21 protein-coding genes and 2 pseudogenes are annotated in these 24,252 nt (G+C 59.9%); 16 read left to right on the top strand and 7 right to left on the bottom strand.

What is annotated here, in order from left to right:
• Positions 1 to 106 precede the first annotated feature (106 nt).
• The 5 genes from Q4Q11_RS21460 to Q4Q11_RS21440 all read left to right on the top strand — a co-directional run bounded on the left by Q4Q11_RS21460 (position 107) and on the right by Q4Q11_RS21440 (position 7,302).
• Complete coding sequence (locus Q4Q11_RS21460; protein ID WP_112504048.1) at positions 107 to 2,053, top strand: ABC transporter substrate-binding protein; 1,947 nt, start codon at positions 107 to 109, stop codon at positions 2,051 to 2,053.
• An 86-nt stretch (positions 2,054 to 2,139) separates the two neighbouring features.
• The gene (locus tag Q4Q11_RS21455) at positions 2,140 to 3,126 is read left to right on the top strand and encodes an ABC transporter permease (RefSeq protein WP_112504045.1); all 987 of its coding nucleotides are present in this window, start codon (positions 2,140 to 2,142) and stop codon (positions 3,124 to 3,126) included.
• A gap of 9 nt (positions 3,127 to 3,135) precedes the next feature.
• A complete protein-coding gene (locus Q4Q11_RS21450) occupies positions 3,136 to 4,257 on the top strand; it encodes an ABC transporter permease (protein WP_112504043.1) in 1,122 nt (373 codons plus the stop codon).
• Between the two features lie 7 nt (positions 4,258 to 4,264).
• Entirely contained in the window at positions 4,265 to 5,986 is a 1,722-nt protein-coding gene (locus tag Q4Q11_RS21445) for an ABC transporter ATP-binding protein (protein WP_498570749.1), read from the top strand.
• A gap of 128 nt (positions 5,987 to 6,114) precedes the next feature.
• Positions 6,115 to 7,302 (top strand): galactarate dehydratase, encoded by a 1,188-nt coding sequence (locus Q4Q11_RS21440; RefSeq protein WP_498570748.1) that lies wholly within the window; start codon positions 6,115 to 6,117, stop codon positions 7,300 to 7,302.
• A gap of 86 nt (positions 7,303 to 7,388) precedes the next feature.
• Here the strand turns inward: Q4Q11_RS21440 and Q4Q11_RS21435 are convergent, their stop codons facing one another.
• Positions 7,389 to 8,699 carry an MFS transporter gene (locus tag Q4Q11_RS21435; RefSeq protein WP_498570747.1) on the bottom strand — a complete coding sequence of 437 codons (1,311 nt, stop codon included), beginning with the start codon at positions 8,697 to 8,699 and terminating at the stop codon, positions 7,389 to 7,391.
• A gap of 163 nt (positions 8,700 to 8,862) precedes the next feature.
• Positions 8,863 to 9,069: a KTSC domain-containing protein gene (locus tag Q4Q11_RS21430; RefSeq protein ID WP_112504032.1), complete on the bottom strand. Its 207-nt coding sequence runs from the start codon at positions 9,067 to 9,069 to the stop codon at positions 8,863 to 8,865.
• Between the two features lie 275 nt (positions 9,070 to 9,344).
• Here Q4Q11_RS21430 and Q4Q11_RS21425 point away from each other — a divergent pair, with 275 nt between their 5' ends.
• The 9 genes and pseudogenes from Q4Q11_RS21425 to Q4Q11_RS21385 all read left to right on the top strand — a co-directional run.
• The gene (locus Q4Q11_RS21425; RefSeq protein WP_498570746.1) at positions 9,345 to 10,637 is read left to right on the top strand and encodes an amidohydrolase family protein; all 1,293 of its coding nucleotides are present in this window, start codon (positions 9,345 to 9,347) and stop codon (positions 10,635 to 10,637) included.
• A 270-nt stretch (positions 10,638 to 10,907) separates the two neighbouring features.
• Positions 10,908 to 12,002, top strand: a complete 1,095-nt coding sequence (locus Q4Q11_RS21420; RefSeq protein ID WP_498570745.1) for an acyltransferase family protein — start codon at positions 10,908 to 10,910, stop codon at positions 12,000 to 12,002.
• A gap of 192 nt (positions 12,003 to 12,194) precedes the next feature.
• Positions 12,195 to 13,079, top strand: coding sequence for a dihydrodipicolinate synthase family protein (locus Q4Q11_RS21415; RefSeq protein WP_113215714.1), 885 nt, complete (start codon positions 12,195 to 12,197; stop codon positions 13,077 to 13,079).
• 21 nt (positions 13,080 to 13,100) lie between these two features.
• A complete protein-coding gene (locus Q4Q11_RS21410; protein ID WP_112504023.1) occupies positions 13,101 to 13,760 on the top strand; it encodes a GntR family transcriptional regulator in 660 nt (219 codons plus the stop codon).
• Positions 13,761 to 13,819: 59 nt separating this feature from the next.
• Positions 13,820 to 15,151 (top strand): ABC transporter substrate-binding protein, encoded by a 1,332-nt coding sequence (locus tag Q4Q11_RS21405; RefSeq protein ID WP_498570744.1) that lies wholly within the window; start codon positions 13,820 to 13,822, stop codon positions 15,149 to 15,151.
• Positions 15,151 to 16,086, top strand: a complete 936-nt coding sequence (locus Q4Q11_RS21400) for a carbohydrate ABC transporter permease (RefSeq protein ID WP_112504215.1) — start codon at positions 15,151 to 15,153, stop codon at positions 16,084 to 16,086. Before Q4Q11_RS21405 ends, Q4Q11_RS21400 begins: the two co-directional genes overlap by 1 nt.
• A gap of 1 nt (position 16,087) precedes the next feature.
• Positions 16,088 to 16,903: a carbohydrate ABC transporter permease gene (locus tag Q4Q11_RS21395; RefSeq protein WP_112504019.1), complete on the top strand. Its 816-nt coding sequence runs from the start codon at positions 16,088 to 16,090 to the stop codon at positions 16,901 to 16,903.
• 115 nt (positions 16,904 to 17,018) lie between these two features.
• A complete protein-coding gene (locus tag Q4Q11_RS21390) occupies positions 17,019 to 17,972 on the top strand; it encodes a sugar kinase (RefSeq protein WP_498570743.1) in 954 nt (317 codons plus the stop codon).
• A 120-nt stretch (positions 17,973 to 18,092) separates the two neighbouring features.
• Positions 18,093 to 18,332 (top strand): annotated as a pseudogene (locus Q4Q11_RS21385) (multidrug ABC transporter ATP-binding protein); the annotation flags it as partial.
• 73 nt (positions 18,333 to 18,405) lie between these two features.
• On the opposite strand, the gene Q4Q11_RS21380 reads toward Q4Q11_RS21385, so the two are convergent.
• Positions 18,406 to 19,818: a helix-turn-helix domain-containing protein gene (locus Q4Q11_RS21380; protein ID WP_498570742.1), complete on the bottom strand. Its 1,413-nt coding sequence runs from the start codon at positions 19,816 to 19,818 to the stop codon at positions 18,406 to 18,408.
• Positions 19,819 to 20,023: 205 nt separating this feature from the next.
• Between Q4Q11_RS21380 and aceA the strand changes: the two genes are divergently transcribed.
• Both aceA and Q4Q11_RS21370 read left to right on the top strand, forming a co-directional pair.
• On the top strand, positions 20,024 to 21,313 hold the full coding sequence (gene aceA / locus Q4Q11_RS21375; RefSeq protein ID WP_112504012.1) for an isocitrate lyase: 1,290 nt from the start codon (positions 20,024 to 20,026) through the stop codon (positions 21,311 to 21,313).
• Between the two features lie 26 nt (positions 21,314 to 21,339).
• Positions 21,340 to 21,585: an SMc00767 family acetate metabolism repressor gene (locus Q4Q11_RS21370; RefSeq protein WP_498570741.1), complete on the top strand. Its 246-nt coding sequence runs from the start codon at positions 21,340 to 21,342 to the stop codon at positions 21,583 to 21,585.
• A gap of 187 nt (positions 21,586 to 21,772) precedes the next feature.
• On the opposite strand, the gene Q4Q11_RS21365 is transcribed toward Q4Q11_RS21370, so the two are convergent.
• From Q4Q11_RS21365 to Q4Q11_RS21350, 4 genes and pseudogenes are all read right to left on the bottom strand, one after another.
• Entirely contained in the window at positions 21,773 to 22,177 is a 405-nt protein-coding gene (locus Q4Q11_RS21365) for a type II toxin-antitoxin system VapC family toxin (protein ID WP_498570740.1), read from the bottom strand.
• Positions 22,174 to 22,443 (bottom strand): AbrB/MazE/SpoVT family DNA-binding domain-containing protein, encoded by a 270-nt coding sequence (locus Q4Q11_RS21360; RefSeq protein ID WP_112504003.1) that lies wholly within the window; start codon positions 22,441 to 22,443, stop codon positions 22,174 to 22,176. Before Q4Q11_RS21360 ends, Q4Q11_RS21365 begins: the two co-directional genes overlap by 4 nt.
• A gap of 167 nt (positions 22,444 to 22,610) precedes the next feature.
• Entirely contained in the window at positions 22,611 to 23,570 is a 960-nt protein-coding gene (locus Q4Q11_RS21355; protein ID WP_498570739.1) for an asparaginase, read from the bottom strand.
• A pseudogene (locus Q4Q11_RS21350) lies at positions 23,567 to 24,252 on the bottom strand (amino acid permease); the annotation flags it as partial. The gene Q4Q11_RS21355 and the pseudogene Q4Q11_RS21350, both read right to left, overlap by 4 nt.

Below are 24,252 nucleotides of genomic sequence, written 5' to 3'. Positions count from 1 at the left end.
ATATGGTCTTGCCGCTGCGCCAGACAGGTGCATCGCGGCGGGTCGGGAGCCTGCCGTATCGGCTTGAGGCAAAGTCCGGCCGAGGTCAAAAAGTGGGAGGGATTCAATGCGCGATGAAATATTGTCCCGTGGCGTCAGCAGGCGTGCCGTTCTGGGAGGCATGGCGGGAATGGCGGCCCTGTCTCTGGCCGGCCGAGTAAGCGCCGCCGATGCGGGTGGCGAAGCGCCTGCCCTGGCTGCGCTCGTCAAGGACGGCAAGCTGCCGCCGCTGGCCGACCGTCTGCCGAAAAAGCCGATGGTCGTCACCCCTTACGAGAAGGTCGGGACCTATGGCGGCACGTTGCGGCGCGGCCTGCGCGGCTCGTCCGATCACAACGGCATCCTGCGCATGGTGGGCAATCAGAGCCTAGTGCGCTGGAACCTCGAGTTCACCCAGGTCCTGCCGAACCTCGCCGAGCGCTGGGACGTCAATGCCGACGCCTCGCAATTTACCTTTTACCTTATTCAAGGCGCCCGCTGGTCCGACGGCCATCCGTTCACCGCCGATGATGTGGTTTTCGCCATCGAGGACTGCGTCAAAAATACCGATCTCTATAGCGCGGTGCCGGCGCAGCTCTCGGTTGCCGGCAAGGCCGTCGATGTCTCCAAAATCGACGACTACACCGTAAAATTCACCTTTGCCGCACCGAACGCGCTCTATCTGGAAAATCTCGCGACGCCGCTCGGCCAGCATCCGACGCTGTTTCCGAAGCACTATTGCAGCCAGTTCCTGCCGAAATACAATCCGAACGCTGCCGACGACGCCAAGAAGGCCGGGGCCAGCAGCTGGCCCGAATTTTTCCGCGCCCGGTGCGGCGACATCGAAATTCCCTCGCGCTGGGGCAATCCGGCCAAGCCGACGCTCGATCCCTGGATCGTCAAGGAGCCCTATAGCGGCGGCGCGACACGCGTGATCATGACCCGCAACCCATATTTCTGGCAGGTCGATACATCGGGCAACCAGCTCCCCTATGTCGACGAGATCAATTTCGGCATCTCGCAGGATGTGGAATCCCTGATGCTCAACGTCATTTCCGGCAAGATCGATATTCAGGAACGCCATATCAGCGTGCTCGCCAACAAGCCGACGCTCTCGCAAAACATGAAGAAGGGCGACTATCGCCTTCTGACCCTTATCCCTTCGACCTCCCAGCAGTGCCAGATCTACTTCAACATCACCCACAAAGACCCGGCCATGCGCAAGATGTTTGCCGACAAATCGATAAGGCAGGCGCTCTCGCTCGGGATCAACCGGCAGGAAATCATCGACATCGTCTACTTTGGCCAAAGCCAGCCCTACCAGGCCGGACCGCGACCCGAGCATCCCTGGTACAACGAGAAATATGCGCGGCAATTTACCGAATACGACCCGGACAAAGCGGGCGCCATGCTCGATCAGGCCGGTTACGGCAAGAAGGATGCGAACGGCTTCCGTCTGCGGCCGGACGGCCAGAAGATGTTCTTTGCCGTCGATGTCATTCCAACCCTTTATCCCGATCTGGTCGATGCCCTGGAACTGGTGAAGGCGCATTGGGCGCAGATCGGCGTCGACATGAAGGTCAACACCATCGAGCGGGCGCTCTACTATACCCGTGGTGACGACAATGCCCATGATGCGCAGGTCTGGCCGGGACCCGGCGGCCTCGACCCGATGCTCGATCCGCGCGATTTCTTCGCCTTCCATCCGCAGGGCTCGCGCTACGCAATCCCATGGTCGGTCTGGTACACCTCGAACGGCAAAAAGGGCGAGGAGCCGCCGGAAAGCCAAAAGAAGCGCATGAAGCTTTTCGACGAAGCGCGCTCGACGGCCGATCTCGACAAGCGCGGTGCCGTCATGAAGCAGATATTCGACATCGCCGCCGAAGAGTTTGAAACCGTTGGACTTTGCCTTGCCGTCGGCGGCTTCGGCATCATCCGCAACAATCTGCACAATGTTCCGGAAAAGCAGCCGGACAGCTGGTCCTGGCCCAATCCGGGGCCGGCCATGCCGCAGCAATTCTTCTTCTCGAGCTGATCATGCCGATCCGGCGCCATCCGTAAAGGGCGGCGCTTTCCTTCATGCGGAGCTGCCGCCGGCAGCGCTCACTGCGAGAAATAGCCATGCTGGTTTTTATCGGTAAACGCCTTTTGTGGATGATCCCGTCCCTATTTGCCATCAGCTTCCTTGCCTTCGTGCTGATCCAGCTTCCTCCCGGCGATTATGTGACGACCTATATCGCTACGCTTGCCTCGTCCAATGAAGTAATCGACCAGAACATGGCCGCGGAATTGCGCCAGCGCTTCGGCCTCGATCAGCCGATGCTCATCCAATATCTTAAATGGATATGGAACATCGTTTCGCGCGGCGACTTCGGTATCTCGTTCGAATGGCAACAGCCTGTCTCGGACCTGATCTGGGAACGCATGGCGCTGACGCTCGTCCTGGCGCTGGCGACGCTGATTGCGACCTGGGCGATCGCGCTGCCGATCGGGGTCTATTCGGCCGTAAAGAAGTATTCGATCGGCGACTATCTGTTTACGGCCTTCACCTTCCTCGGGCTTGCCATCCCCTCCTTCCTGCTGGCGCTGGTGTTGATGTATGTCGCAGCCGTCGAGTTCGGCCAGGACGTCGGCGGCCTCTTTTCCACCGAGTTCGAGACGGCGCCCTGGAGCATCGCCAAGATGCTGAACCTCCTGTCGCATCTCTGGCTCCCTGTCGTCATTCTCGCAGTCTCCTCGACGGCAAGCCTCATCCGCGTCATGCGCGCCAACATGCTGGACGAGCTGCCGAAACCCTATGTGACGACCGCTCGCGCGAAAGGCCTGTCGGAGTTCCGGCTGCTGGTCAAATATCCGCTGCGCATCGCGCTCAATCCCTTCATCTCGACGATCGCCTGGCTGCTGCCCAATCTCATTTCCGGGTCTGTCGTCGTGGCGATCGTTCTCAATCTGCCGACGGCGGCACCGTTGCTGTTGCAGGCGCTGATGGCGCAGGACATGTATCTTGCCGGTGCCTTCGTGCTTCTGATCTGTGCACTGACGCTGATCGGGTCACTCATCAGTGACATTCTGCTTGCCCTCGTCGATCCCCGCATCCGGTTGGAATAGGAGCAGCCCATGGCCGATATCGCCGTCACAAACCTGCGTCCCGACCGCAACGCGGTCGCCTCGCAATGGCAGCTGATCTGGTGGGCTTTCCGCCGCCACAAGCTCGCCATGGTCGCTCTCGTCGTCACCGTGCTGATGTATATCGTTGCGGTCGTACCCGGGTTCTTCGCGATCAACGATCCCAATCAGCAAAATGCACGCGCGACCTTCCACCCGCCGCAAAGGGTCCATTTCATCGACACCGAGAACGGCTTCTCCGTCGGGCTGCATTATTACCCGCTGAAGCTGACCCGCGATCCTGAAACGCTTGCCGCGATCTTCAAGGAAGACACCACGAAGCGTGTCTCCATCAGCCTGTTCGGACGCGGCTACGAATATTCCGTCCTTGGTCTCTTCACGAGCAACATCCATCTGCTGGCGTCCTCGGACAAGTCGACGCCCCTGCTTCTGTTCGGAGCGGACCGGCTCGGGCGCGACGTCTTCAGCCGTACCGTCCAGGGCGCCCAGATCTCACTGTCGATCGGTCTTGTCGGCGTGTTCTTCTCGCTCTTGCTCGGCATCGTTCTTGGAGGTATTTCAGGCTATTACGGCGGAAAGCTCGACTTTTTCATCCAACGCTTGATCGACTTCGTGCTCTCCCTGCCGACGATACCTATCTGGCTCGCCATGGCGGCGGCTCTGCCGCAGGGTTGGCCGGCAGCGCTGCAATACATGATGATCACCATCATCCTGTCTCTGACCGGCTGGGCACAGCTTGCCCGTGTCGTACGCGGCCGTTTCCTGTCGCTGAGAACGGAAGAGTTCGTCGCCGCAGCAAGGCTCGATGGCGCCAGTGAGGGACGTATCATCTTCCGCCATATGCTGCCGAGTTTTGCGAGCCACATCATCGCCTCCATCACGCTTGCCGTGCCGGCGATGATCCTGGCTGAAACCTCCCTCTCATTCCTGGGGCTTGGCCTGCAGCCGCCGACCATCTCCTGGGGCGTGCTGCTGCGCGAGGCGCAGAACATACGCTCGATCGCAACGGCGCCATGGCTCTTCCTGCCGGGTATCGCCGTCGTCATAGCCGTCATGGCGCTCAACCTTCTCGGCGATGGCCTGCGGGACGCTGCCGATCCCTACAACAAATGAGGCGGGCATGACCGATATCGTTTCCATGAATACCGCCCGTCCGCTGCTTCAGGTTAAGAACCTCTCTGTCGATTTCCCTTTGCGCACGGGTATTTTTCGCGCGGTCGACAATCTCTCCTTTGCCATTGAGCCGGGAAAGACGCTTTGCGTCGTCGGAGAGAGCGGATCGGGCAAATCCGTTACCGCACGCTCGATCCTGCAGATCGTCGATGCGCCCGGCCGCATCACCAGCGGCTCGATCACTTTGAATGGCGCCGGCGGCAGTTCGGTTGATCTCGTCAAGCTCAATCCGCGCGGGCGCCAGATCAGGTCGATCCGCGGGCGCGACATCGCCATGATCTTTCAAGAACCGATGGCATCGCTCTCACCCGTCCACACGGTCGGCGACCAGATCATGGAAGCGCTGCGCCTTCATACGAAAATGAGCAAGGCCGAAGCGCGCGCCGAGGCGATTTCGCTTCTGAAACAGGTGGAAATCCCCTCGCCTGAAAAAGCGATCGACCGCTACGCTTTTCAATATTCGGGCGGCATGCGCCAGCGCGCGATGATCGCCATGGCGCTCGCCTGCAAGCCGCAACTGCTGATCGCCGACGAGCCGACGACGGCGCTCGACGTGACGACGCAGGCCGAAATCCTCGACCTCATCGCCAGGCTGCAGAAGGCCAACGGCATGGCGGTGCTGTTCATCACTCATGACATGGGCGTGGTCGCACAGATCGCCGACGACGTGCTCGTGATGCATCGCGGCGTCGTCAAGGAGTATGGCCCGGTGGAGCAGATCTTTCATGCGCCGAAGGATGATTATACGCGCATGCTGATCGGCTCGGTTCTGAAGCTCGAAAGCAAAGCCGAAATCCGCCTTGCGCGGCCGCCGCTCGACAGAACCGCAGCACCGATCCTCGAATTGCGGAATGTGTCGATGGCCTTTGGCGAAGTTCACGCGCTCAACGATGTCTCGATCTCGCTTCTGCCGCGCGAAACGCTCGGCATTGTCGGCGAGAGCGGGTCCGGCAAAACGACGATGGGCCGTTCGATCATGCGCCTCATCGATCCGACTGCGGGGGAGATCCTCTATCGCCGCGCCGATGGCGACGTCACCGATCTGGCAACCGCCAAGGGAACGGCTCTGGCGGCAGCACGCCGCGAGTTGCGCATGGTGTTTCAGGACCCGTTCGGCTCGCTCAATCCGCGCATGACCGTCTCGCAGATCATCGGCGAGCCATTGCTCGTCAACGGCATTGCCAAGGGCCGCGCACTCGACGAGCGCGTTTGCCATCTGATGGAGCAGGTCGGCCTCGATCCAAGGGCGCGCGAGCGCTATCCTCATGCCTTCTCCGGCGGCCAGCGCCAGCGCATCGGCATTGCCCGCGCCATCACGCTTAACCCGCGCGTCATCGTCGCTGACGAGGCAACCTCGGCGCTCGACGTCTCCGTGCGCTCTCAGGTGCTCGATCTTTTGATGCGCCTGCAGGACGAGCTTGGCCTCGCCTATATCTTCATCAGCCACGATATCGGCGTCATCCGCTACATGTGCGACCGCGTCGGCGTCATGTACAAGGGGCGGCTGGTCGAAGTCGGCGATGCCGACAAGGTCTGCAACGCGCCCGAGCATGCCTATACGCAGGCGCTGATTTCGGCGATCCCGCGCCCCGACCCTCGCGATCGGGATCGCTCGCGACGCTTCCGCTATGTCGAGCCCGAAAACGTAAAGAACGGAAGCGCTGCATGATGGCCTTATTCGACAAGGCCGGAACGCTTATTTGCCGCGCATCGGATTTCGCCGCAGCACGGCAAGGTTTTTTCCACCTGCGGCACCTCCCCCGCCGCATTTATGACCACCGATAGAAGGAAAGTAAGATGAAGATCGACCGCATGCGGGTATTCATGACCCGCGACAAGGATCGCCCGCGCGTCATCGTGGCGCTGGACACGGATGACGGACTGACCGGCTGGGGCGAATGCTACAATCACGGCCCCGATTTGGCGCTGCCTCCGATCCTCGACTATCTCTATGGCTTCATCGCCGGCCAGGACCCGAGCCGCGTGGACTACCTCGTCAACCTGCTGATCCAGCAGAGCCGCTTCCCGCCAGGCGCGCTTGGCCTTTCGGCGATCTCCGCGCTCGACCATTGCCTTTGGGACCTCTCGGCAAAGGCACTCAATGTTCCGGTCTACAAGCTGCTCGGCGGCGCGGTGCGCGATCGCATCAAGGTCTATGCCGGTGTCTACACGGCGCCGGATGCACCGGCCGCACGCGAGGAACTCGACAGGCTGAACGCCGAATGGGGCTTTACCGCCTTCAAGCTCAGCCCGTGGCGCATCGACATGCATGCCCATCGCTGGGGCAATGTCGTCAAGGCATCGGCCGACTATTTCCGTTCGCTGCGCGAGACCGTACGCGACGATTATGAGATCGCCTTCGACGCTCATGCCAAGATATTCGAGCCGATCGCTGCCCGCCAGCTCGGCAATGCGCTGGCACCCTATGACCCGCTCTTCTATGAAGAGCCGCTGCGCCCGGAAAATATCGAGATGTGGGGCGAGCTGAAACAGGGCCTCAATTGCGTCCTGGCGACGGGCGAATCTCTCTATAGCCGCAACGAGTTCCTGCGCCTGCTGCAGGTCAAGGGTGCCGACCTCATCCAGCCGGATATCTGCGTCGTTGGCGGCATCAGCGAGATGCGGCGCATCGCGACGATCGCCGAGGCGCATTTCGTCGGCGTTGCCCCGCACAACCCGATGGGGCCGCTGGCAACCGCCGTCAACGTGCACTTCTCCGCCGCCGCGCAGAATTTCAAGATCCTCGAATACCGGCTGCCGAAGGGCCAAGCCTATGTCTATGGCGGCAACGAGGTCGAGCAGCGGCAGGGCGAAACACGCTACGTCGTCGATCCCTATCTGCCAAAGGACGGCTATCTCGAACTCAGGCCCGACCGGCCAGGCTGGGGCGTCGACATGGATGAGAAAGCCATGGAGGAGGAGGGCTATATCCATTGGCAGCGGCGCGTGCCAAAGCGCCCGGATGGGTCCTACGCCTTTGCGTGAGCCCGCATCAGCAGCCACTTGAAAAATGGGGCGGCCATTAAGCCGCCCCTTTCATTTGGGGGACATTTTTGCTCGTACGAGCACAATCATTTCACGCGTGCTGCGCCTGAATTGCCGAGATCTTCCGGACGCGGCGTGCGCGGCACCATGCGCCCGATCACAAGAACCAACAGCACCGCGATCACAAGGCAGGCGGCCAGGAAGAACATCGGTGCGATCGTGCTGCCCGTCGCATCCTTGATCCAGGGCACGACGTTCTGGGCGATGAAGCCACCGAGATTGCCGACCGAATTGATGGCAGCAAGACCCGCGGCAGCCCCTGCCCCCTGTAGGAAGCGCGACGGCAAGCTCCAGAATACCGGCTGGCCTGCGAAGATGCCGGCAGCCGCGATGGAGAGGAAAACGAACTGCAGCGTATGGTCAGGAATAACGGCCGATAAAACCAGACTGATGGCGCCCACCAGCGCGGGAACGACGATATAGGGAGTCTTAGACTCGGCCCTGTCCGCAGCCGCGGGCACGACATAAAGAACGATTGCGACCAGAAGCCATGGAATGATGTTCAAGAAGCCATTCGTCGTGTTGCTGACACCGAAATTCTTGACGATGGTCGGCAGCCAGTAGCTGAGGCCATAGGCGGCAAGCGGGAAGCCGATATAGCAAAGCGCCATTAGCAGCACGCGCGGATTGACGAGCGCCTTGAAGCCGTCGGCGGCGTTCTGCTCCATGCCCGAATTTTCCACCGCGAGCCGGTCCTTCAGCCATTTCTTTTCCGTATCGTCAAGGAACGTCGCCTTGGACGGCAGGTCCGGCAGATAAAGCAGGGTAACGAAGCCGGCAAGGATGGCGGGAATGCCTGTCACCAGGAAGACCCACTGCCAACCGGCGACACCGTAAAGTCCGTTCAAATCCAGCAGCATGCCGCCGAGCGGCGCGCCGATCGCGTTGGCAAAGGCGCTGAAGATCATGAAAAGCCCGACCATCCTGCCGCGATAGACCGAAGGATACCAAAGGGTCAGCAGATAGAGAACACCGGGAAAGAAACCCGCTTCACAGGCACCGAGCAGGAAGCGCAGGATATAAAACATTGTCGCATTCTGCGTATAAGCCAATGCGACCGTGACCGCTCCCCAGGATATCAGGATGCGTGCGAACCATCTGCTGGCGCCGAACCGGTCGAGAAGCAGATTGCTCGGCACCTCGAAGATGAAATAGCCGATGAAGAACAGCGAGGCGCCGAGACCATAGGCATATTCGCTCATGCCGAGCGCATCGACCATCTGTAGCTTCGCGTAGCTGACGTTCTGGCGGTCGATATAGGCGATCAGATAAAGGATCCCCAGGAAAGGCATAAGCCTCCAGGTGATCTTGGATATGAGCTGCTTTTCATCAATCACGCCTCTTCCTCCCTGAAAGATGATTATGATTGATATAGATAGCGCTGCTCAACGTTTATCAATGCGTTGATTGATAAAGCACATGCTGCCCCACAGAATTAAAAGATGGCAGCACGCGGACCGCCCTTCTCGTCAAGCGGGCGGCAATCTTGCCGCCTTCGCCTCAAGCGACGCGTTCGAACTGCGTGCGGATGTGCTCGATATAGTGCTGGCCGGGCGAGGACGCCTTTACCATGGCCATCGCCGCTTTTTGCGGAACGCCGGTGAACTGACGCTCCTCGCCGTTTCTGAAGCGGATAAAAAGCCGCCCGTCATCCGGGCGAAAGTAGACGGATTTGATGATTTTTGACGAAACTTGGAGTTCTTGCATGGGTCACCTTACCTTCGGCCGCTTTGTCGCACGAAAACCGAAATATTGCGTGAAATGACCTAGTTAATGAAAGGTCGAGTTGTATCGGCAATTTTTATCGATTGCCGTCCAATGTCTTATCGGTCCCTCGGCAGGGCGTTTTCCGCATTCGATCGCGCAGCCCTTGCTGTCGATGCCGGCTGCGATGCGAACCGTTATCGTACTGCTATTGCGCATCTGATCGAGCATATAGCAAGTTAGGCCTTTATATTCAGGCAGAAACCGAGGAGCCTTTCATGTTCGATCTGATCGTTCGTAGTGCCAATCTGCCCGATGGCCGCAAGGGCATCGACATCGCGGTCAAGGATGGCAAGATCGCAGCAATCGAAGCGTTGATCGCAACGGAGGCGAAGGAAGAGATCGACGCGACCAACCGGCTGGTGAGCTCGCCCTTCGTCGATCCGCATTTCCATATGGACGCGACGCTGTCGCTCGGCTTGCCGCGTATGAACATTTCCGGCACGCTACTGGAGGGCATCGCGCTTTGGGGAGAGCTGCGCCCGATCGTGACGAAGGAAGAGCTTGTCGAACGCGCGCTGCGCTATTGCGACCTTGCCGTCACGCAAGGGCTGCTGTTCATCCGCAGTCATGTCGACACATCCGACCCCAGGCTGGTAACGGCCGAAGCGCTTCTGGAGGTGAAGGAGCGGGTCAAGCCCTATATCGACCTGCAGCTCGTCGCCTTCCCTCAGGATGGTTACTACCGCACCAAGGATGGCGTCGCCTCGCTTGAGCGGGCACTCGATATGGGCGTCGATATCGTCGGCGGCATTCCCCACTTCGAACGTACGATGGATGAGGGCAGAGGCTCGGTCGAGGCGCTGTGCAGGATCGCCGCCGATCGCGGCCTTCCCGTCGACATGCATTGCGACGAAACCGACGATCCGATGTCACGCCACATCGAGACGCTGGCGGCAGAAACGGTCCGCTTCGGACTGCAGGGCCGCGTCGCCGGCTCGCACCTGACCTCGATGCATTCGATGGACAACTATTACGTTTCCAAGCTCATCCCGCTAATGGCCGAAGCGGGGATCAACGTCATTCCCAATCCCCTGATCAACATCATGCTGCAGGGTCGGCACGACACCTACCCCAAACGGCGCGGCATGACGCGCGTGCGCGAACTGATGGAGGCCGGACTCAACGTCTCCTTCGGCCATGATTGCGTGATGGACCCATGGTATTCGATGGGCTCGGGCGACATGCTCGAAGTCGGGCACATGGCGATCCATGTCGCACAGATGGCCGGCATCGAAGACCAGAAGAAGATCTTCGACGCGCTCACCGTCAACTCCGCCAAGACGATGGGCCTTCAAGGATACGGGCTGGAAAAGGGCTGCAATGCCGATCTCGTCGTCCTGCAAGCTGTCGATACGCAGGAAGCGCTGCGCCTGAAGCCCAATCGTCTCGCCGTCGTCAAGCGCGGCAAGGTCATCGCCCGCTCGGCACCCCGCATCGGCGAGCTTTTCCTCGATGGCAGGCCGGCACGGATCGATGGCGGGGTCGATTACGTGCCTGTTCGGAAGTAGCTCTGCCACTTGGCAGGATAGGCGGGGAGACACTATCGAGGAGGGGCGGCCTCCGATATATTGATCAATGCCAGATTAAGCGATCTCGAACGGTTCACTGCCTAAATAAATGACGGAATCTATCGCCACCTCTTCCCGACGGCGCGTCATTCATGCAGCAATATCATTTCGATATATTGTTATCTTGCAAATTTGATGTATTCGGATCGTCTATCCAAAGAACCTCTATGGCTCCAAACCAATATGCATAACGCAGCGCCCGCAAAAACCATGACGAGGCCCAAAAACCATCTTTATATGTTTTTGGATGCACTCAGAGGGGGCGCGGCGGTTTTGGTGGCCCAGCGGCATATTTCAGAGACTTTTGGCGGACAACCTTTCCAGTCGAGCTATCTGGCCGTCGATTTTTTCTTCGCATTGAGCGGTTTTGTCATAGCGCACGCCTATAACGGCAGGCTTGCAACCGGAATGTCGGAAAGGTCGTTCCTCTGGCGACGCCTCGTAAGACTTTACCCCATATTTATCATGGGTCTCGTCTTGAGGACCGGCTATGATTTAGGAAGGCTTCAAGCCGTTGATGGCGCGACGCTCTTATCGTGGGGCGTAACCTTTTTATTCAACGCTCTTTTTCTGCCGATATCGCTGCTGGATCAACCCTTCATACTGGGCCCCGCCTGGTCGCTCTTTTGTGAAGTTCTCGCAAATATCCTCTATGGGCGCCTTGCTTCGACCGGAATCACCTGGAGAAAAACCCTACCTCCCTTGTTGATTGGCGCGCTCCTCATGCTGCTGTTCCTTTGGAAATTTGGAAACCTGGACATAGGCTGGTTTTTCGCCAGCCTCGCAGGCGGCCCCGCGCGGGTACTGTATTCGTTTTTCGCGGGCGTCCTGATTTACAGCCAGAGAAGCAGAATCCCGTCCGGAGGCATGGGAATCGGCCTGCTTTGCTGCGCGGCTTTAGTCGCAGCGCTTTGCCTCGACGTCTCGCCGGGCGCACGTGTGTATTATGACGCGATCGTAGCTCTTGCCATCCTGCCACTGATCGTGGCTGCCGGGGCTGGCGTCATACTTCCGCGGATATTCTCCAATATGTGCAGGTTTCTGGGCGCGTCTTCATATCCAATGTATGTGCTCCATCTGCCGATGGCAGCGATATTCTTTTGGTTGTTCTCCTCGTTCTTCGGCACCGCCACGCAGAGTGAAATCTCCGTTGCAGTCTGGCTTTTCATTACCGCGCTCGCGATATTGAGCTGGGCTTTGGACGCGTATATCGACGAGCCCCTGCGCAGAAAAATCCTCGGCAGGCAAATAGTCGCAACGACGCTGTTTGAAACGTCGGGCAATAACCCGCCTCCGAGAATATAGTATCGGCGCCGGACCCATCCGGGCGGCAAATGCGGTGCGAGCAACAGCGACAACCCCTGCATCGTACGGCACCCGACAGCGCGAAATTCCGTGAAAAGCAAACCTAGCGTCATCAGACTGAACCGATCTTTACTTTACATCTAACATGTCAGCATGATACACACTGACCTCACAAGATTGGGAGAGGATCGGATGAGTGAGAATTTTGGCCTGTCGGCCGCGCTGGCAACACCCTTCGATGCGGATGGCGAGATTGCGATCCCGGGCGTGATCGGGCAGGCGAAGCATTGCCTTGCCAATGGCTGCAGAAGCGTCACACTTTTCGGTACCACGGGCGAAGGCGCTTCCATCGGCATGCAGGAACGCAAGCAGGTTCTGGCCGCGATGATAGCCGCCGGCATTGCGCCTGAGCAGATCGTCATGGGCGTACTCGTCGATGCGGCCGAGGACGCCGCTGCCCAGGCTGGACAGGCTCTGGCGCAGGGTGTCCGCAACATTCTCCTCGCGCCGCCATCCTATTTCAAGAACGTCAGCGACGATGGCCTCTTCAAATGGTTCGCGGCCGTTTTCACCATGCTGGGCACGCATGCCCGTGACGTGATCGTCTATAACATCCCCTCGGTGACGATGGTGCCGCTTTCCATCTCCCTCGTCGGCCGCCTGCGCGCCGCATTTCCGGATGTCGTCGTCGGCGTTAAGGATTCCTCCGGCGATTGGCCCTATACCGAGGAGTTGCTGAAGACGCATGGTGATCTCATCATTCTGATCGGTGACGAGCGGCATCTGGCGCATGCGGTGCGTCTCGGCGGCCAGGGTGCGATTTCCGGTCTGGCAAATCTCCTTCCCCGCGAAGTCCAGGCCTTGGCGGAAAAGGGCGTTGATGATGCCAAGGTCGAGCGCTTCGTCGACCAACTGGTCCAATATCCGGTCATCCCGTCCATAAAGGCCATTCTCGCCCACTTGACGGAAGACGATAGCTGGCTTGCAGTGCGCCCACCACTCGTGCCATTGAACAGCCAAGATTCCGACACGCTCTTTGCCGCCTTCGGCGCCTTGTTTCGCGCCAGGGCGGCCTAACCGAACGGCCGGGAGCTGCTGATGGACGGACCAGGCGAACAGCCGACGCTGAGAGAGAAGGCCTATGAGAGCTTCACGCGCCATCTTCTGGCGCGCGACGTTCGGCCGGGGCAGTTCATCTCGCAGCGGCGGCTGGTCGAACTGACGGGACTGACGCTGGGCGCAATCCGCGAATTGATCCCTCGTCTGGAGGCCGAAGGGTTGATCAAGACGGTTCCGCAGCGCGGATTGCAGATTGCCCATATCGATCTTGATCTGATCCGCGAAGCCTTCCAGCTTCGTCTTTTCCTGGAGAAAGAAGCCGTCGCTCTGTTTACCCATACGGCATCGGACGAGACGATTGCCAGGCTTCTCAAGGATCATCGCGACATTGCCGATGCCATCCGGGCCGGCGACAGCTCGCAGGAACTCGAACTTCATGCGCAATCGGTGGATTGGGGTATGCATGATGCCTTCATCGATGCGCTCGGCAACACGATCATCTCGAACGCCTATCGGGTCAATTCGATCAAGATGCGGCTGATCAGCCAGGACAGGTTCCGCATCAACGGCCATGTTGGTCCGGTCATGGAAGAGCATCTGAAAGTGCTAGAAGCCATCGAACGGCGATCCGCCGAGGAGGCTGTTGCCGCGCTCGTATCCCATATCGGCGGGGCGCGGGATCGCGCGCTTAAGATGTAAGCAGCTTTAGACAACAGGCCGCGAATGAGGAGATTTTCGGCCAAAGGAGGAGGAACGGAATGTCATCGTCATTTTTCAATCCGACACGTCGCGGCTTCATGGCCGGCACGGCTGCACTTGGCGCGGCGAGCCTTCTGGGCGTGCGCACCGCTTCGGCTGCAGTAGACTGGAAGCGCTTTTCCGGCACGACGCTCGAAGTCAACCTGATCAAGAGTCCGCGCAGCGAAACGATCCTTAAATATCTGAACGAATTCGAAGCACTGACCGGCATTAAGGTCAACGCGGAAGCAACGCCCGAGCAGCAGCAGCGCCAGAAGACCACGATCGAACTTTCCTCCGGCAAGCCGAGCTTCGACGTCGTGCATCTGAGCTACCATGTCCAGAAGCGCCAGTTCGAAAAGGGCGGATGGCTCGCCGATATCAGCGGCTTCATGAAGGACCCGTCGCTCACCGATCCCTCGTTGACGGAAAGCGATTTCGCCGAGGCTGGCCTGAAATTCGCCAAGGACTCCTCGGGCGCCATGCGCTCCCTGCCCTTCTCGGTCGATTACTGGATCGTCTACTGGAACAAGGCCTTGTTCGAGAAGAAGGGCCTCGCCTATCCGCAAACCTTCGAGGACATGGCCAAGGCCGCCGAGGCGCTGACCGACAAATCGACCAACACTTATGGCTTCGTCGCCCGCGGCCTGAAGAATGCCAACACGCCGGTCTGGACGGCCTTCATGCTCGGCTATGGCGCGACGCCGCTTTCGGCCGACGGCAAGCTGCAGACGGAGTCTCAAGGAGCCGTGGATGCCGCCAAGCTCTATCAGCGACTGATGACGAAATCGGCACCTCCAGGCGTTTCCGGCTTCAATTGGGCAGAAGCGCAATCGGCCTTCCTGCAGGGCAAGATCGGCATGTGGCTCGATGGCATCGGCTTCGCGCCGCCGATCGAAAATCCGGAAAAGTCCCGCGTCGTCGGTCAGGTCGGCTATGGCATCATGCCGAAGGGGCCGAATGCGCAGGCTGCGGCAACCTTCGGCGACGGTATCGGCATCACCGCCGCCAGCCAGAAGAAGGAGGCGGCCTACCTCTTCTGCCAATGGGCGATCTCGCACGAGATGGGCGCGCGTCTGCTGCAGGCAGGCGCCGGCGTTCCGTTCCGTCAGTCCATCCTCGAGGATCAGAAGGTCCGTGAGGGCGTGAAAATGCCGGGTGCATGGCTGGATGCCGTCGCCGGCTCCGGCAAGGTCTCTCAGCTTGCGCTGCCCGTCATCATCCCCGTCACGGAATTCCGTGACATCTACGGCGTCGCGCTGACGAACATGATCGGCGGTGCCGATCCGGTGGCCGAGCTGAAAACGGCAACGGCCCAGTTCGAGCCCGTTCTGGCGCGAAGCGAGGGATGATGGCCTCCACAAGCATCGAAGACACCGCCTCAAAAGTGGCTGAAGGGAGGAGCAAGCCGAGACGGCTTGCTCCCAACTACTGGCCCTTCGTCATTCCGGCACTGATCGTCATTGCCGCCGTGATCGTCTTCCCCTGGCTCTTCACCCTCTGGATGAGCGTGAACAAATGGACGCTCGGCCAATCGCAGAGCTTCGTCGGCTGGGACAATTACGTCCGGCTGGCGACCGACATGCGCTTCTGGGAATCCCTGTGGCACACGGTTCTCTATACCGTGCTCTCCGTGGTCGGTCCGTTGATCCTCGGAACGCTGGCCGCACTGATCTTCGATGCGAACTTTCCGCTGCGCGGATTTCTGCGCGGCATCTTCGTGATGCCGATGATGGCAACACCCGTCGCTGTTGCGCTTGTCTGGACGATGATGTTCCATCCCCAGCTCGGTGTGCTGAATTACCTATTGTCGCTGGTCGGCATCGGACCGCAAGAATGGATCTACAATCAGGCGAGCGTCATTCCTTCGCTCGTTCTCGTCGAGGTCTGGCAATGGACGCCGCTGGTCATGCTGATCGTGCTCGGCGGTCTCGCCTCCGTGCCGCGCGAACCCTATGAAAGTGCCGAAATCGACGGCGCCAATGCCTGGCAGAAGTTCCGCTATCTGACGCTGCCGATGATCTCGCCCTTCCTGATGATCGCCGTCATTATTCGCGGCATCGACGCGATCAAGAGCTTCGACATCATCTACGCGATGACGCAGGGCGGCCCGGGAACGGCGTCCGAGACGATCAATATCTACCTCTACAACACGGCCTTTTCCTATTACGACATCGGCTATGGCTCGGCCATGGCAGTGGTTTTCTTCATTCTCATCGTCGCACTTTCCTTCATCCTGCTGATGATGCGGCAGCGAACGAAATGGGCGGATGCGGAGGGACATTGAGATGAAGCGCTCGACACTCAACCGCATCGGCCTGTTCTTCGTGGCGCTGGTGATCGTTTCGCCTGTCCTCCTGTTCTTCCTCTGGATGATCTCGCTGTCGCTGAAATACGAGATCGATAACGGCGCCTATCCGCCTATCCTCATTCCGGATCGCTTCGCCTGGACGAACTACGTCAATGTCTTCCGGGAAAACAACTTCTTCCTCTATTTCTGGAACTCCATGCTGGTGACGGGGGCCGCGACCCTGCTTGCGCTCGTCATCGGCGTGCCGGCGGGCTACGGCATTGCGCGGCTGAAGGCGGAGAAGTCGGCAATCGTCATTATGATCGCCCGCATGACGCCCGGCCTCTCCTTTCTCATCCCACTGTTTCTCTTGTTCCAGTGGCTCAACCTGCTCGGAACGCTCTGGCCGCAGATCATCATCCATCTCGTCGTCACCGTACCGATCGTCGTCTGGATCATGATCGGTTATTTCGAGACGACCCCGATGGAGCTGGAGGAGGCGGCAGCCATCGACGGCGCCACTCCATGGCAGGTCTTTCGTCTGGTCGCCCTGCCGATCGCGCGCCCCGGCATCGTCGTCGCCTTCATCCTCTCGGTCATTTTCTCCTGGAACAATTTCGTCTTCGGCATCGTGCTTGCCAGTCGCGAGACCCGCACGCTGCCCGTCGCCGTCTACAACATGCTCTCCTTCGAACAGGTAAGCTGGGGACCGCTGGCTGCCGCCGCCTTGATCGTGACGCTGCCGGTTCTCGTGCTGACCATGTTCGCGCAGCGGCAGATCATTGCAGGACTGACGGCCGGCGCCGTCAAATGACCTATCCGACACCGGTGGATAAACAAAGCATTGGGAAGCATCGCAGTGACCGGATGGATATCGCCATCGATCCGGCGGGTTTGCATTGCGTCTACAAAACAAGCGGGAAAAGCCTTTGAACCCTGTATCCATTTTCGATCCACCCGCCGGCGCTGCCAAGCACATCCTCTGTGTTGGCGCTGCGGTTCTGGATACGCTCTTTCGCGTGCCCACTCTTCCGCAGGGTCAGGGAAAGGTCCTGCCCTATGACATGCTGCAGATCGCCGAGGGCATGGCTTCGAGCGCGGCCTGCGCCATCGTCAGGCTCGGCGGCAAGGCGAGCCTGTGGGGCGCCGTCGGCGATGACGAAACCGCCGAGCGCATCGTCCGCGATCTTGATGCCGCCGGTATCGATGTCGGCGGCATGTCCCGGGTGCCGGGCGCCCGCTCGGCCGTCTCGACCATTCTGGTGGACGATGACGGCGAAAGACTGATCGTTCCCTTCTACGATCCGAAGCTGCACCATAAGGAGAAGGAATTCGCAGCGAGCGATATTGTCGCCTTCGATGCCGTGCTCGTCGATGTCCGTTGGCCGGCCTTGGCGCTTCAGGTTCTAAGAGCAGCCAAAGTCATGGGCAAGCCGGCCATTCTCGACGGCGATGTGGCACCTGACGGCATCATCGAGCGCCTCGCCCCGGAAGCCACGCACATCGTCTTTTCGGAACCGGCCGCGCAACGTCTTGCCGGTGCAAAGCGGCTTCCGGAAATGGTCCTCCGTTTGAAACAGAAATCCGCTCACGCCTTCATCTGTGTGACGGCAGGTTCGGCCGGCAGCTACTGGTTTGACGAACAAGACAATAAAGTCGCGCATTGCCCGGCCATTACCATCAAGGCTGTCGATACACTTGCCGCCGGCGATATTTTCCACGGCGCCTTCGCTCTCGCCATCGCGGAAGGAATGGCACCGGAGGACGCGATCCGCTTCTCCTCCATCGCCGCCGCCATCAAGTGCGAGCTATTCGGGGGACGATCGGGGGCGCCGACCCGCGCCGAGGTGATCGGGCGGTCCCGCCTAGCAATTTCCGACTGACGCCGCTGCCGCCATTTTATGAACCGCCTCCGCTGCAGGTGTTGATGGCGAAGCTGCTACCTTTTGTGCAAAAGAACTACGCCAAGTCCTGTTCATGCGGAATTGCAGCGGTGCTGTTACGAGGCCACATCCGCGCTCGATACCGCGACCGAATACGCAATCCAGCAGGCTCTATTGGAGTTTGCGAAAGGACGGACGACGCTGGTCGTCGCACATCGGCTGTCGACGATCCGCAATGCGGACCGCATCATCGTCATGGGCGACAACGCCATTGTCGAGCAGGGGTCGCATGACGAACTGCTTGCCAGCCGCGGTGCCTATGCGCGGCTGCATGATGCACAATTCGGGCTTTATGCCTGACTTGCCTGCGTGAGCGGACAAGAGAGGCGTGGGGGCGGCGTCCCGGCCCTCGAGCAAGCGGCGATCGATGCGGTCACTGGAAATCGAATACACTGAGGCCCGCCGCCATTTCGTCGAGGCCAAGCGGGCGTGTGACCGGCGGTTCGGCTCTTGCCAGGCAGCCCTGGCGCTCGCATAGACGACAGGCCGGACCGATCGCGATGTGATTGACGCCAAGCGCTGTCCCATAGATCACCTCGTCACGATGGGCGATATCGCAGCCGATCAAAAGTGCCGTGTGTCGCACCCTGTCGCCAAAGTCGGCCCGCGGGCCTTCGATCGTTCGCGAGACCGTTAGAAAGCTTCCGCCGTCCGGCATTTGGGCGGCATCGACCAGTATCTGTCCGGGCTGCGCGAAAGCGGCATGGATATTGAGCTTGGGGCAGCCGCCACCGAAGCGCGCCTGCGGAAAGCCTTGAGCGCCTATCTTGCGCAGGCGATGGCCGGCATTGTCGATCTCCATCAGGAAAAACGGAATGGCCGATGCGCCCGGGCGCTGCAGGCTGGTCAGCCGCGTGGCGGCCTGCTCGTAGGAAACGCCGAAACGGGCGCCCAGACCATTGATATCATAATGCATTCGCTGCGCAGCCGAGAGATAGGCGCCGTATGGCATCAAAAGAGCATGGGAAGCATAACGCGCCAGCTCGAACCGGGCGATGCGGTTGCCTTCAGGCGTGGAAAGCGCCAGAGCGTTCAGCTCGGCAGCGATCTCCTCGCGCAGGGCCAAAAGAGAGACTTCTGTCGCAATCTCACGGATCTGATCGAAAGGCGACAGACGTTCCGACAGAAAAAGCCGCATCGAATGCCGGTCGTAGCGCCGGCGCAAGCCGGGCATGGAGCGCACCGGCAACAGCCGCACCGCAATTCCATGCTGGCCCTTCAGCCATGCCTTCAACGCACCCACCATGTCGTCGCCGGGCGACAAGCGGTCATGAAAGGCCTCGGCGGCATCTTCGATACGCATGAAGAAATTCGGGCGCGACTGCAGGCGGTCATGAACCTCGTCGAGCGGGAGACGCGGTCCGGCAACCTCGGCAACCCTGCCCTCGCGCGACAGAAGCTCGGCGAGATCGGAAAGCCTTGCCGCCTGCTCGCGATAGGCGCGGTAGAGCCGGATCACGCCGTTTGCCGCGTTCGGCGCGGCGTCGGCAAGTTCGATCAGTTCCTGATCGCCGGGAACCTCGCCCGCAAGCAGCGGGTCGGCAAAGACTTCGCGCAATTGCGCCGCACTGCCGCCCTGCTCGCCCTGCAGTTGGTCGAGGTCGACCTTGTAGACCGCTGACAGCTTCAACAGCAGCTGCACCGTCAGCGGCCGCTGATTGCGCTCTATGAGATTGAGATAGGACGGCGAGATATCGAGCGCCTGCGCCATCGTCGTCTGTGTCAGGCCGAGCCCCATGCGGATGCGCCGAACCTTAGGCCCGGCAAAGATCTTGCGCTCCACCATACGTCATACCTTTTACAAATTCTCAGCCGTCAATTTTTACATAATTTACAATTTTACTGGGAGTCAATGTCAACGATAACACATCATAACCCTTTTGTTCAATGGGATCTTCGGGTTTCACTGGCTACCGCAGCGGCGATATTGTAAAAATAGTCATGCGATCGAGATCGATCGGAGGATCGAAAGGAAATATCGGGAGAGTATAATGACAGATTTTTACAAACTGGTCCCAAGTGCGCCTTCCGGGCGTTTCGATGGCGTCGAGCGGCCCTATCAGGCCGAAGATGTGAAGCGGCTGCGCGGATCGATCGTCATTCGCCATTCGCTGGCCGAGATGGGCGCGAACCGGCTCTGGCAGCTCATTCACGAAGAGGATTTTGTCAATGCGCTCGGCGCGCTTTCCGGCAACCAGGCCATGCAGATGGTTCGCGCCGGTCTGAAGGCGATCTATCTCTCGGGCTGGCAGGTTGCCGCCGACGCCAATACGGCCTCGGCGATGTATCCCGACCAGTCCCTTTATCCCGCCAACGCGGGTCCGGAGCTGGCAAAGCGCATCAATCGCACCCTGCAACGCGCCGACCAGATCGAAACCGCCGAAGGCAAAGGCCTTTCCGTCGATAGCTGGTTTGCACCGATCGTTGCCGATGCCGAAGCTGGCTTCGGCGGTCCGCTCAATGCCTTCGAGATCATGAAGGCCTATATCGAAGCAGGCGCCGCCGGCGTCCATTTCGAGGATCAGCTGGCGTCGGAGAAAAAGTGCGGTCACCTTGGCGGCAAGGTTCTTATCCCGACGGCTGCCCATATCCGCAATCTCGACGCGGCCAGGCTTGCCGCCGATGTCATGGGCGTGCCGACGCTTGTCGTCGCACGCACCGACGCCGAAGCCGCCAAGCTGCTCACCTCGGATATCGACGAACGTGACCGGCCCTTCGTCGATTACGACGCCGGCCGCACGGTCGAAGGCTTCTATCAGGTCAGGAGCGGAATCGAGCCCTGTATTGCCCGCGCCGTCGCCTACGCACCGCATTGCGACCTCATCTGGTGCGAGACGTCGAAGCCGGACCTGGAACAGGCGCGCAGATTTGCCGAGGGCGTGCATCGGGTTTATCCCGGCAAGCTGCTGGCTTACAATTGCTCGCCATCGTTCAACTGGAAGAAGAACCTGGACGACGCAACGATCGCCAAGTTCCAGCGTGAACTCGGTGCGATGGGCTACAAGTTCCAGTTCATCACGCTTGCCGGCTTCCACCAGCTGAATTTCGGCATGTTTGAGCTTGCCCGCGGCTACAAGTCTCGCCAGATGGCCGCCTACTCCGAACTGCAACAGGCGGAGTTTGCGGCAGAGGCAAATGGCTACACCGCTACCAAGCACCAGCGCGAAGTGGGCACTGGCTATTTCGATGCGGTTTCGCTGGCGATAACCGGCGGCCAGTCATCCACCACGGCGATGCACGGATCGACCGAGCATGCCCAGTTCAAGCCGGCAGCCGAGTGACATCAGGATTACAGGAGGAGAATGACATGGCATCGATAGCACGCGTTCGCGAGAGAGCCGAAGAGCAATCTCTCACCATGAATGCCGATCAGCAGGCGGCCATCCGTATGCTGGCCAATGAGCTGCATCGCCTCAATCAGGCCGTGATGAACGCGGTCGATGCCGGCGTTTCCGTCGAGCTCGTCCGCTCGGCACGCCACCATGGCGGCAACGGCAACTGGGGCGATCTCTTGATCCCCGTTGTCGTCGCCAATGCTGCGCACACGGCTTGACGAAGGCATTATCCAGTCAATGTGAGAGGCCGCGCCGTCAATCGACGGCCGGCCCGTTCCCATGGTTGAAATCGACTTTCAAAGGGTTGCGACCGAAACTTGATTGCTGACATGCAAATCGCCCGCGATGACCTTCAGATCGCAGAGTATTGCCGCTCAGCTTGTCTTATTTTTACGGGAAAGACGCTCAATCTAGCCAGTTTTCGACGCGGAGATGCCGGATGCGCTTAAACTCGCCGATGTTGGCCGTTACCAGGACTGCTTCCAGCGCATGGGCATGGGCAGCGATGAACAGGTCGTTTGGACCGAGGGGCTTGCCGGCAACTTCCAGCTCAGCCCTGATGGCGCCGTATTCGGCATCGGCAGGAACATCAAGCGCCAGCACCGGTATGCTTCCCAGAATGGCCTCGACCTGCGCCTGTAGTTTTGGCGATCCCTTTTTGGCGCAGCCATAGCGCAACTCTGCGGCTGTAATGATGCTGACACAAATAGCATCCGGCCCGACATCAGCGATGCGCCTGGCAACGGCACCCTGTGGGTTTCGCGCAAGTTCGGATACGATATTGGTATCCAGCATATAGAGCTTGCTCAAAGCTCGACTTCCTTCGCTGGCAGCAGAGTATCATCGATATCGGGAAACTGATCCTCCGGTCCGAGTGGCTCCAGGCTCGCCAAAACATCAAGCAAGCTCTTGCGGCGCACCGGCTCGATGATAAGCCGCTCCCCTTCCCGGTAGATCATCGCCCGATCGCCAGGAAGTTCGAAGTCAGCCGGAATACGTACAGCCTGACTCTTGTTGTTGCGAAAGAGCTTGGCTTCTCGCGGCTGCGTAGGTTCGTTATGTCGGAGATGGCGCATGCTGGCCTTCCTTCTTGCATATCCACATGTATATGCAAGGTAATAGACCTGATTTCAAGCCCTCTGAATCCAACGAGACAAGATTGCTTTTCCACGGACTAACGTCGTTAAGCTGGCCAGAAGAGCGCTTTAGCCCTTGCTCTCATCCTGCCCCTGAAAGCCCTTGCTCAGGACTTCACGTCTGAGAAATCCGCGAATGCCTGCCTAATGAGTTGAGGTGCGGCGCCGGAAGCGACAAGGGCTGCCAGCAGGATCCTCGCCTGCCCCGGCCGCAGCGTGGAGGAATGGATCGCACCGGCCTCGGCAAGATCATGTCCGCCACCGCCGCCGCCATAGCTCGAAACGAGCAGCCCATCCGGAACTCGGCTGGAAACCACGACCGGTACGCCGACATCGGCGCAACGCCTGACGGCTTCGACCAGGCGCGGATTGGCGTTGCCCGAGCCCAGCGCCGCCAGAACGATGCCATCGGCGCCGGCCCTCACGCTCGCATCCACATGCACCGAGTCGCAGCCCGGATAGATTGCCGCGATATCGATCCGCACCTTATCGACCGCCGCCGCAAGGCGCGGGCTTGGCGGATTTTCGAGCGGCCGCGATTGCCTGAAAGCATCGGCAATATCCGAAGAGTGCTTATAGAGCCCCCAAGCCGGCAGCAGCCGGCCGCCGAAACAGACGAGCACGCCGCGATCTGCATTGACAGGATCGATGGCAGCGGCAACGGCGGTGGCAAGATTTGCAGGACCGTCAGCCCTGGGATGATCCGCGGTAAATTGCGCCCCCGTAAACACGACCGGTTTGCTCAAATTGCGCTGCAGATGGACAAGGAGCGCGGTCTCTTCCATCGCATCCGTGCCATGCAGGACAACGACGCCGCTGATGGCGGCATCGTCCAGTAATTCACCGATCTTGTCGCTGATGTCCTGCATGTCGGCGAGCGCGAGGCTCGCAGAATCCTTCGCCATCAGTTCGACGGGCTGGAGATCGACGGGCATGTCCGGCAGAAGCGCCAGCAGGCTCTCTCCCGACAATGATGGGACGCTGGCGCCGCTATCGGTGCGCTCGCTTGCAATGGTGCCGCCGGTGGCGATGACTGCCACCAGCGGATTGACCTGCCCTGCCGTCACGACCGGCCCCGTTCGGCCGCCAGCCGATGGATACGGTCGCGCAGCAGATACCAGCCGATGACGAGGGCTGGCACGATCAGGATGAGCGAGGCGATCGTCCAGGTGCCGACCGGATAGTCGAGCGCCATCAGCACCAGCACCGCGAAAAGAAAGACAAGCGTCAGGATACCGGTATAGGGGGCGCCGAACATGCGGAAATCCGGACGTTTCATCTCGCCGCGCTTCGACAGATTCCAGAGCTTCAGCTGGCACAATACGATCACGCCCCATGCCGAGATGATGCCGAGCGCCGAAATATTGAGGGCAATTTCGAAAGCGGCCGACGGCACGACGGCATTCAACGCCACGCCGATGACGGTCACGGCGGCCGTTACGGCAATGCCGACATAGGGCACGCCGGCCTTGTTCATCCTGGCAAGCGCTGCCGGCGCGGAGCCGGAAACGGCCATCGAATGCAGGATGCGGCCGGTGGAATAGAGGCCGGCATTGAGCGAGGACAGCACGGCCGTCAGCACGACGAGGTTCATGATGATGTCGGCGCCCTTGATCCCGATCAGCCCGAAGAAGGTGACGAAGGGACTCTCGCCGGCCTTATAGGCCGTATAGGGCAGAAGCAGCGACAGAAGCAGAACCGAACCGACATAGAAGATCAGCAGGCGGGCGACCACCGTGCGGATCGCAC

It is taken from the genome of Rhizobium sp. UFLA01-1127 (assembly GCF_059803845.1).
Note: the sequence above shows the minus strand (reverse complement) of the source record. Positions and strands in the feature narration are given on the sequence as shown.

What these genes read in the sequence shown, in the direction of transcription:
- Q4Q11_RS21460 (WP_112504048.1), top strand. Translation starts at nt 107, where the DNA reads ATGCGCGATGAAATATTGTCCCGTGGCGTCAGCAGGCGTGCCGTTCTG.
- Q4Q11_RS21455 (WP_112504045.1), top strand. Translation starts at nt 2,140, where the DNA reads ATGCTGGTTTTTATCGGTAAACGCCTTTTGTGGATGATCCCGTCCCTA.
- Q4Q11_RS21450 (WP_112504043.1), top strand. Translation starts at nt 3,136, where the DNA reads ATGGCCGATATCGCCGTCACAAACCTGCGTCCCGACCGCAACGCGGTC.
- Q4Q11_RS21445 (WP_498570749.1), top strand. Translation starts at nt 4,265, where the DNA reads ATGACCGATATCGTTTCCATGAATACCGCCCGTCCGCTGCTTCAGGTT.
- Q4Q11_RS21440 (WP_498570748.1), top strand. Translation starts at nt 6,115, where the DNA reads ATGAAGATCGACCGCATGCGGGTATTCATGACCCGCGACAAGGATCGC.
- Q4Q11_RS21430 (WP_112504032.1), bottom strand. Translation starts at nt 9,069, where the DNA reads ATGCAAGAACTCCAAGTTTCGTCAAAAATCATCAAATCCGTCTACTTT.
- Q4Q11_RS21425 (WP_498570746.1), top strand. Translation starts at nt 9,345, where the DNA reads ATGTTCGATCTGATCGTTCGTAGTGCCAATCTGCCCGATGGCCGCAAG.
- Q4Q11_RS21420 (WP_498570745.1), top strand. Translation starts at nt 10,908, where the DNA reads ATGACGAGGCCCAAAAACCATCTTTATATGTTTTTGGATGCACTCAGA.
- Q4Q11_RS21415 (WP_113215714.1), top strand. Translation starts at nt 12,195, where the DNA reads ATGAGTGAGAATTTTGGCCTGTCGGCCGCGCTGGCAACACCCTTCGAT.
- Q4Q11_RS21410 (WP_112504023.1), top strand. Translation starts at nt 13,101, where the DNA reads ATGGACGGACCAGGCGAACAGCCGACGCTGAGAGAGAAGGCCTATGAG.
- Q4Q11_RS21405 (WP_498570744.1), top strand. Translation starts at nt 13,820, where the DNA reads ATGTCATCGTCATTTTTCAATCCGACACGTCGCGGCTTCATGGCCGGC.
- Q4Q11_RS21400 (WP_112504215.1), top strand. Translation starts at nt 15,151, where the DNA reads ATGGCCTCCACAAGCATCGAAGACACCGCCTCAAAAGTGGCTGAAGGG.
- Q4Q11_RS21395 (WP_112504019.1), top strand. Translation starts at nt 16,088, where the DNA reads ATGAAGCGCTCGACACTCAACCGCATCGGCCTGTTCTTCGTGGCGCTG.
- Q4Q11_RS21380 (WP_498570742.1), bottom strand. Translation starts at nt 19,818, where the DNA reads ATGGTGGAGCGCAAGATCTTTGCCGGGCCTAAGGTTCGGCGCATCCGC.
- aceA (WP_112504012.1), top strand. Translation starts at nt 20,024, where the DNA reads ATGACAGATTTTTACAAACTGGTCCCAAGTGCGCCTTCCGGGCGTTTC.
- Q4Q11_RS21370 (WP_498570741.1), top strand. Translation starts at nt 21,340, where the DNA reads ATGGCATCGATAGCACGCGTTCGCGAGAGAGCCGAAGAGCAATCTCTC.
- Q4Q11_RS21360 (WP_112504003.1), bottom strand. Translation starts at nt 22,443, where the DNA reads ATGCGCCATCTCCGACATAACGAACCTACGCAGCCGCGAGAAGCCAAG.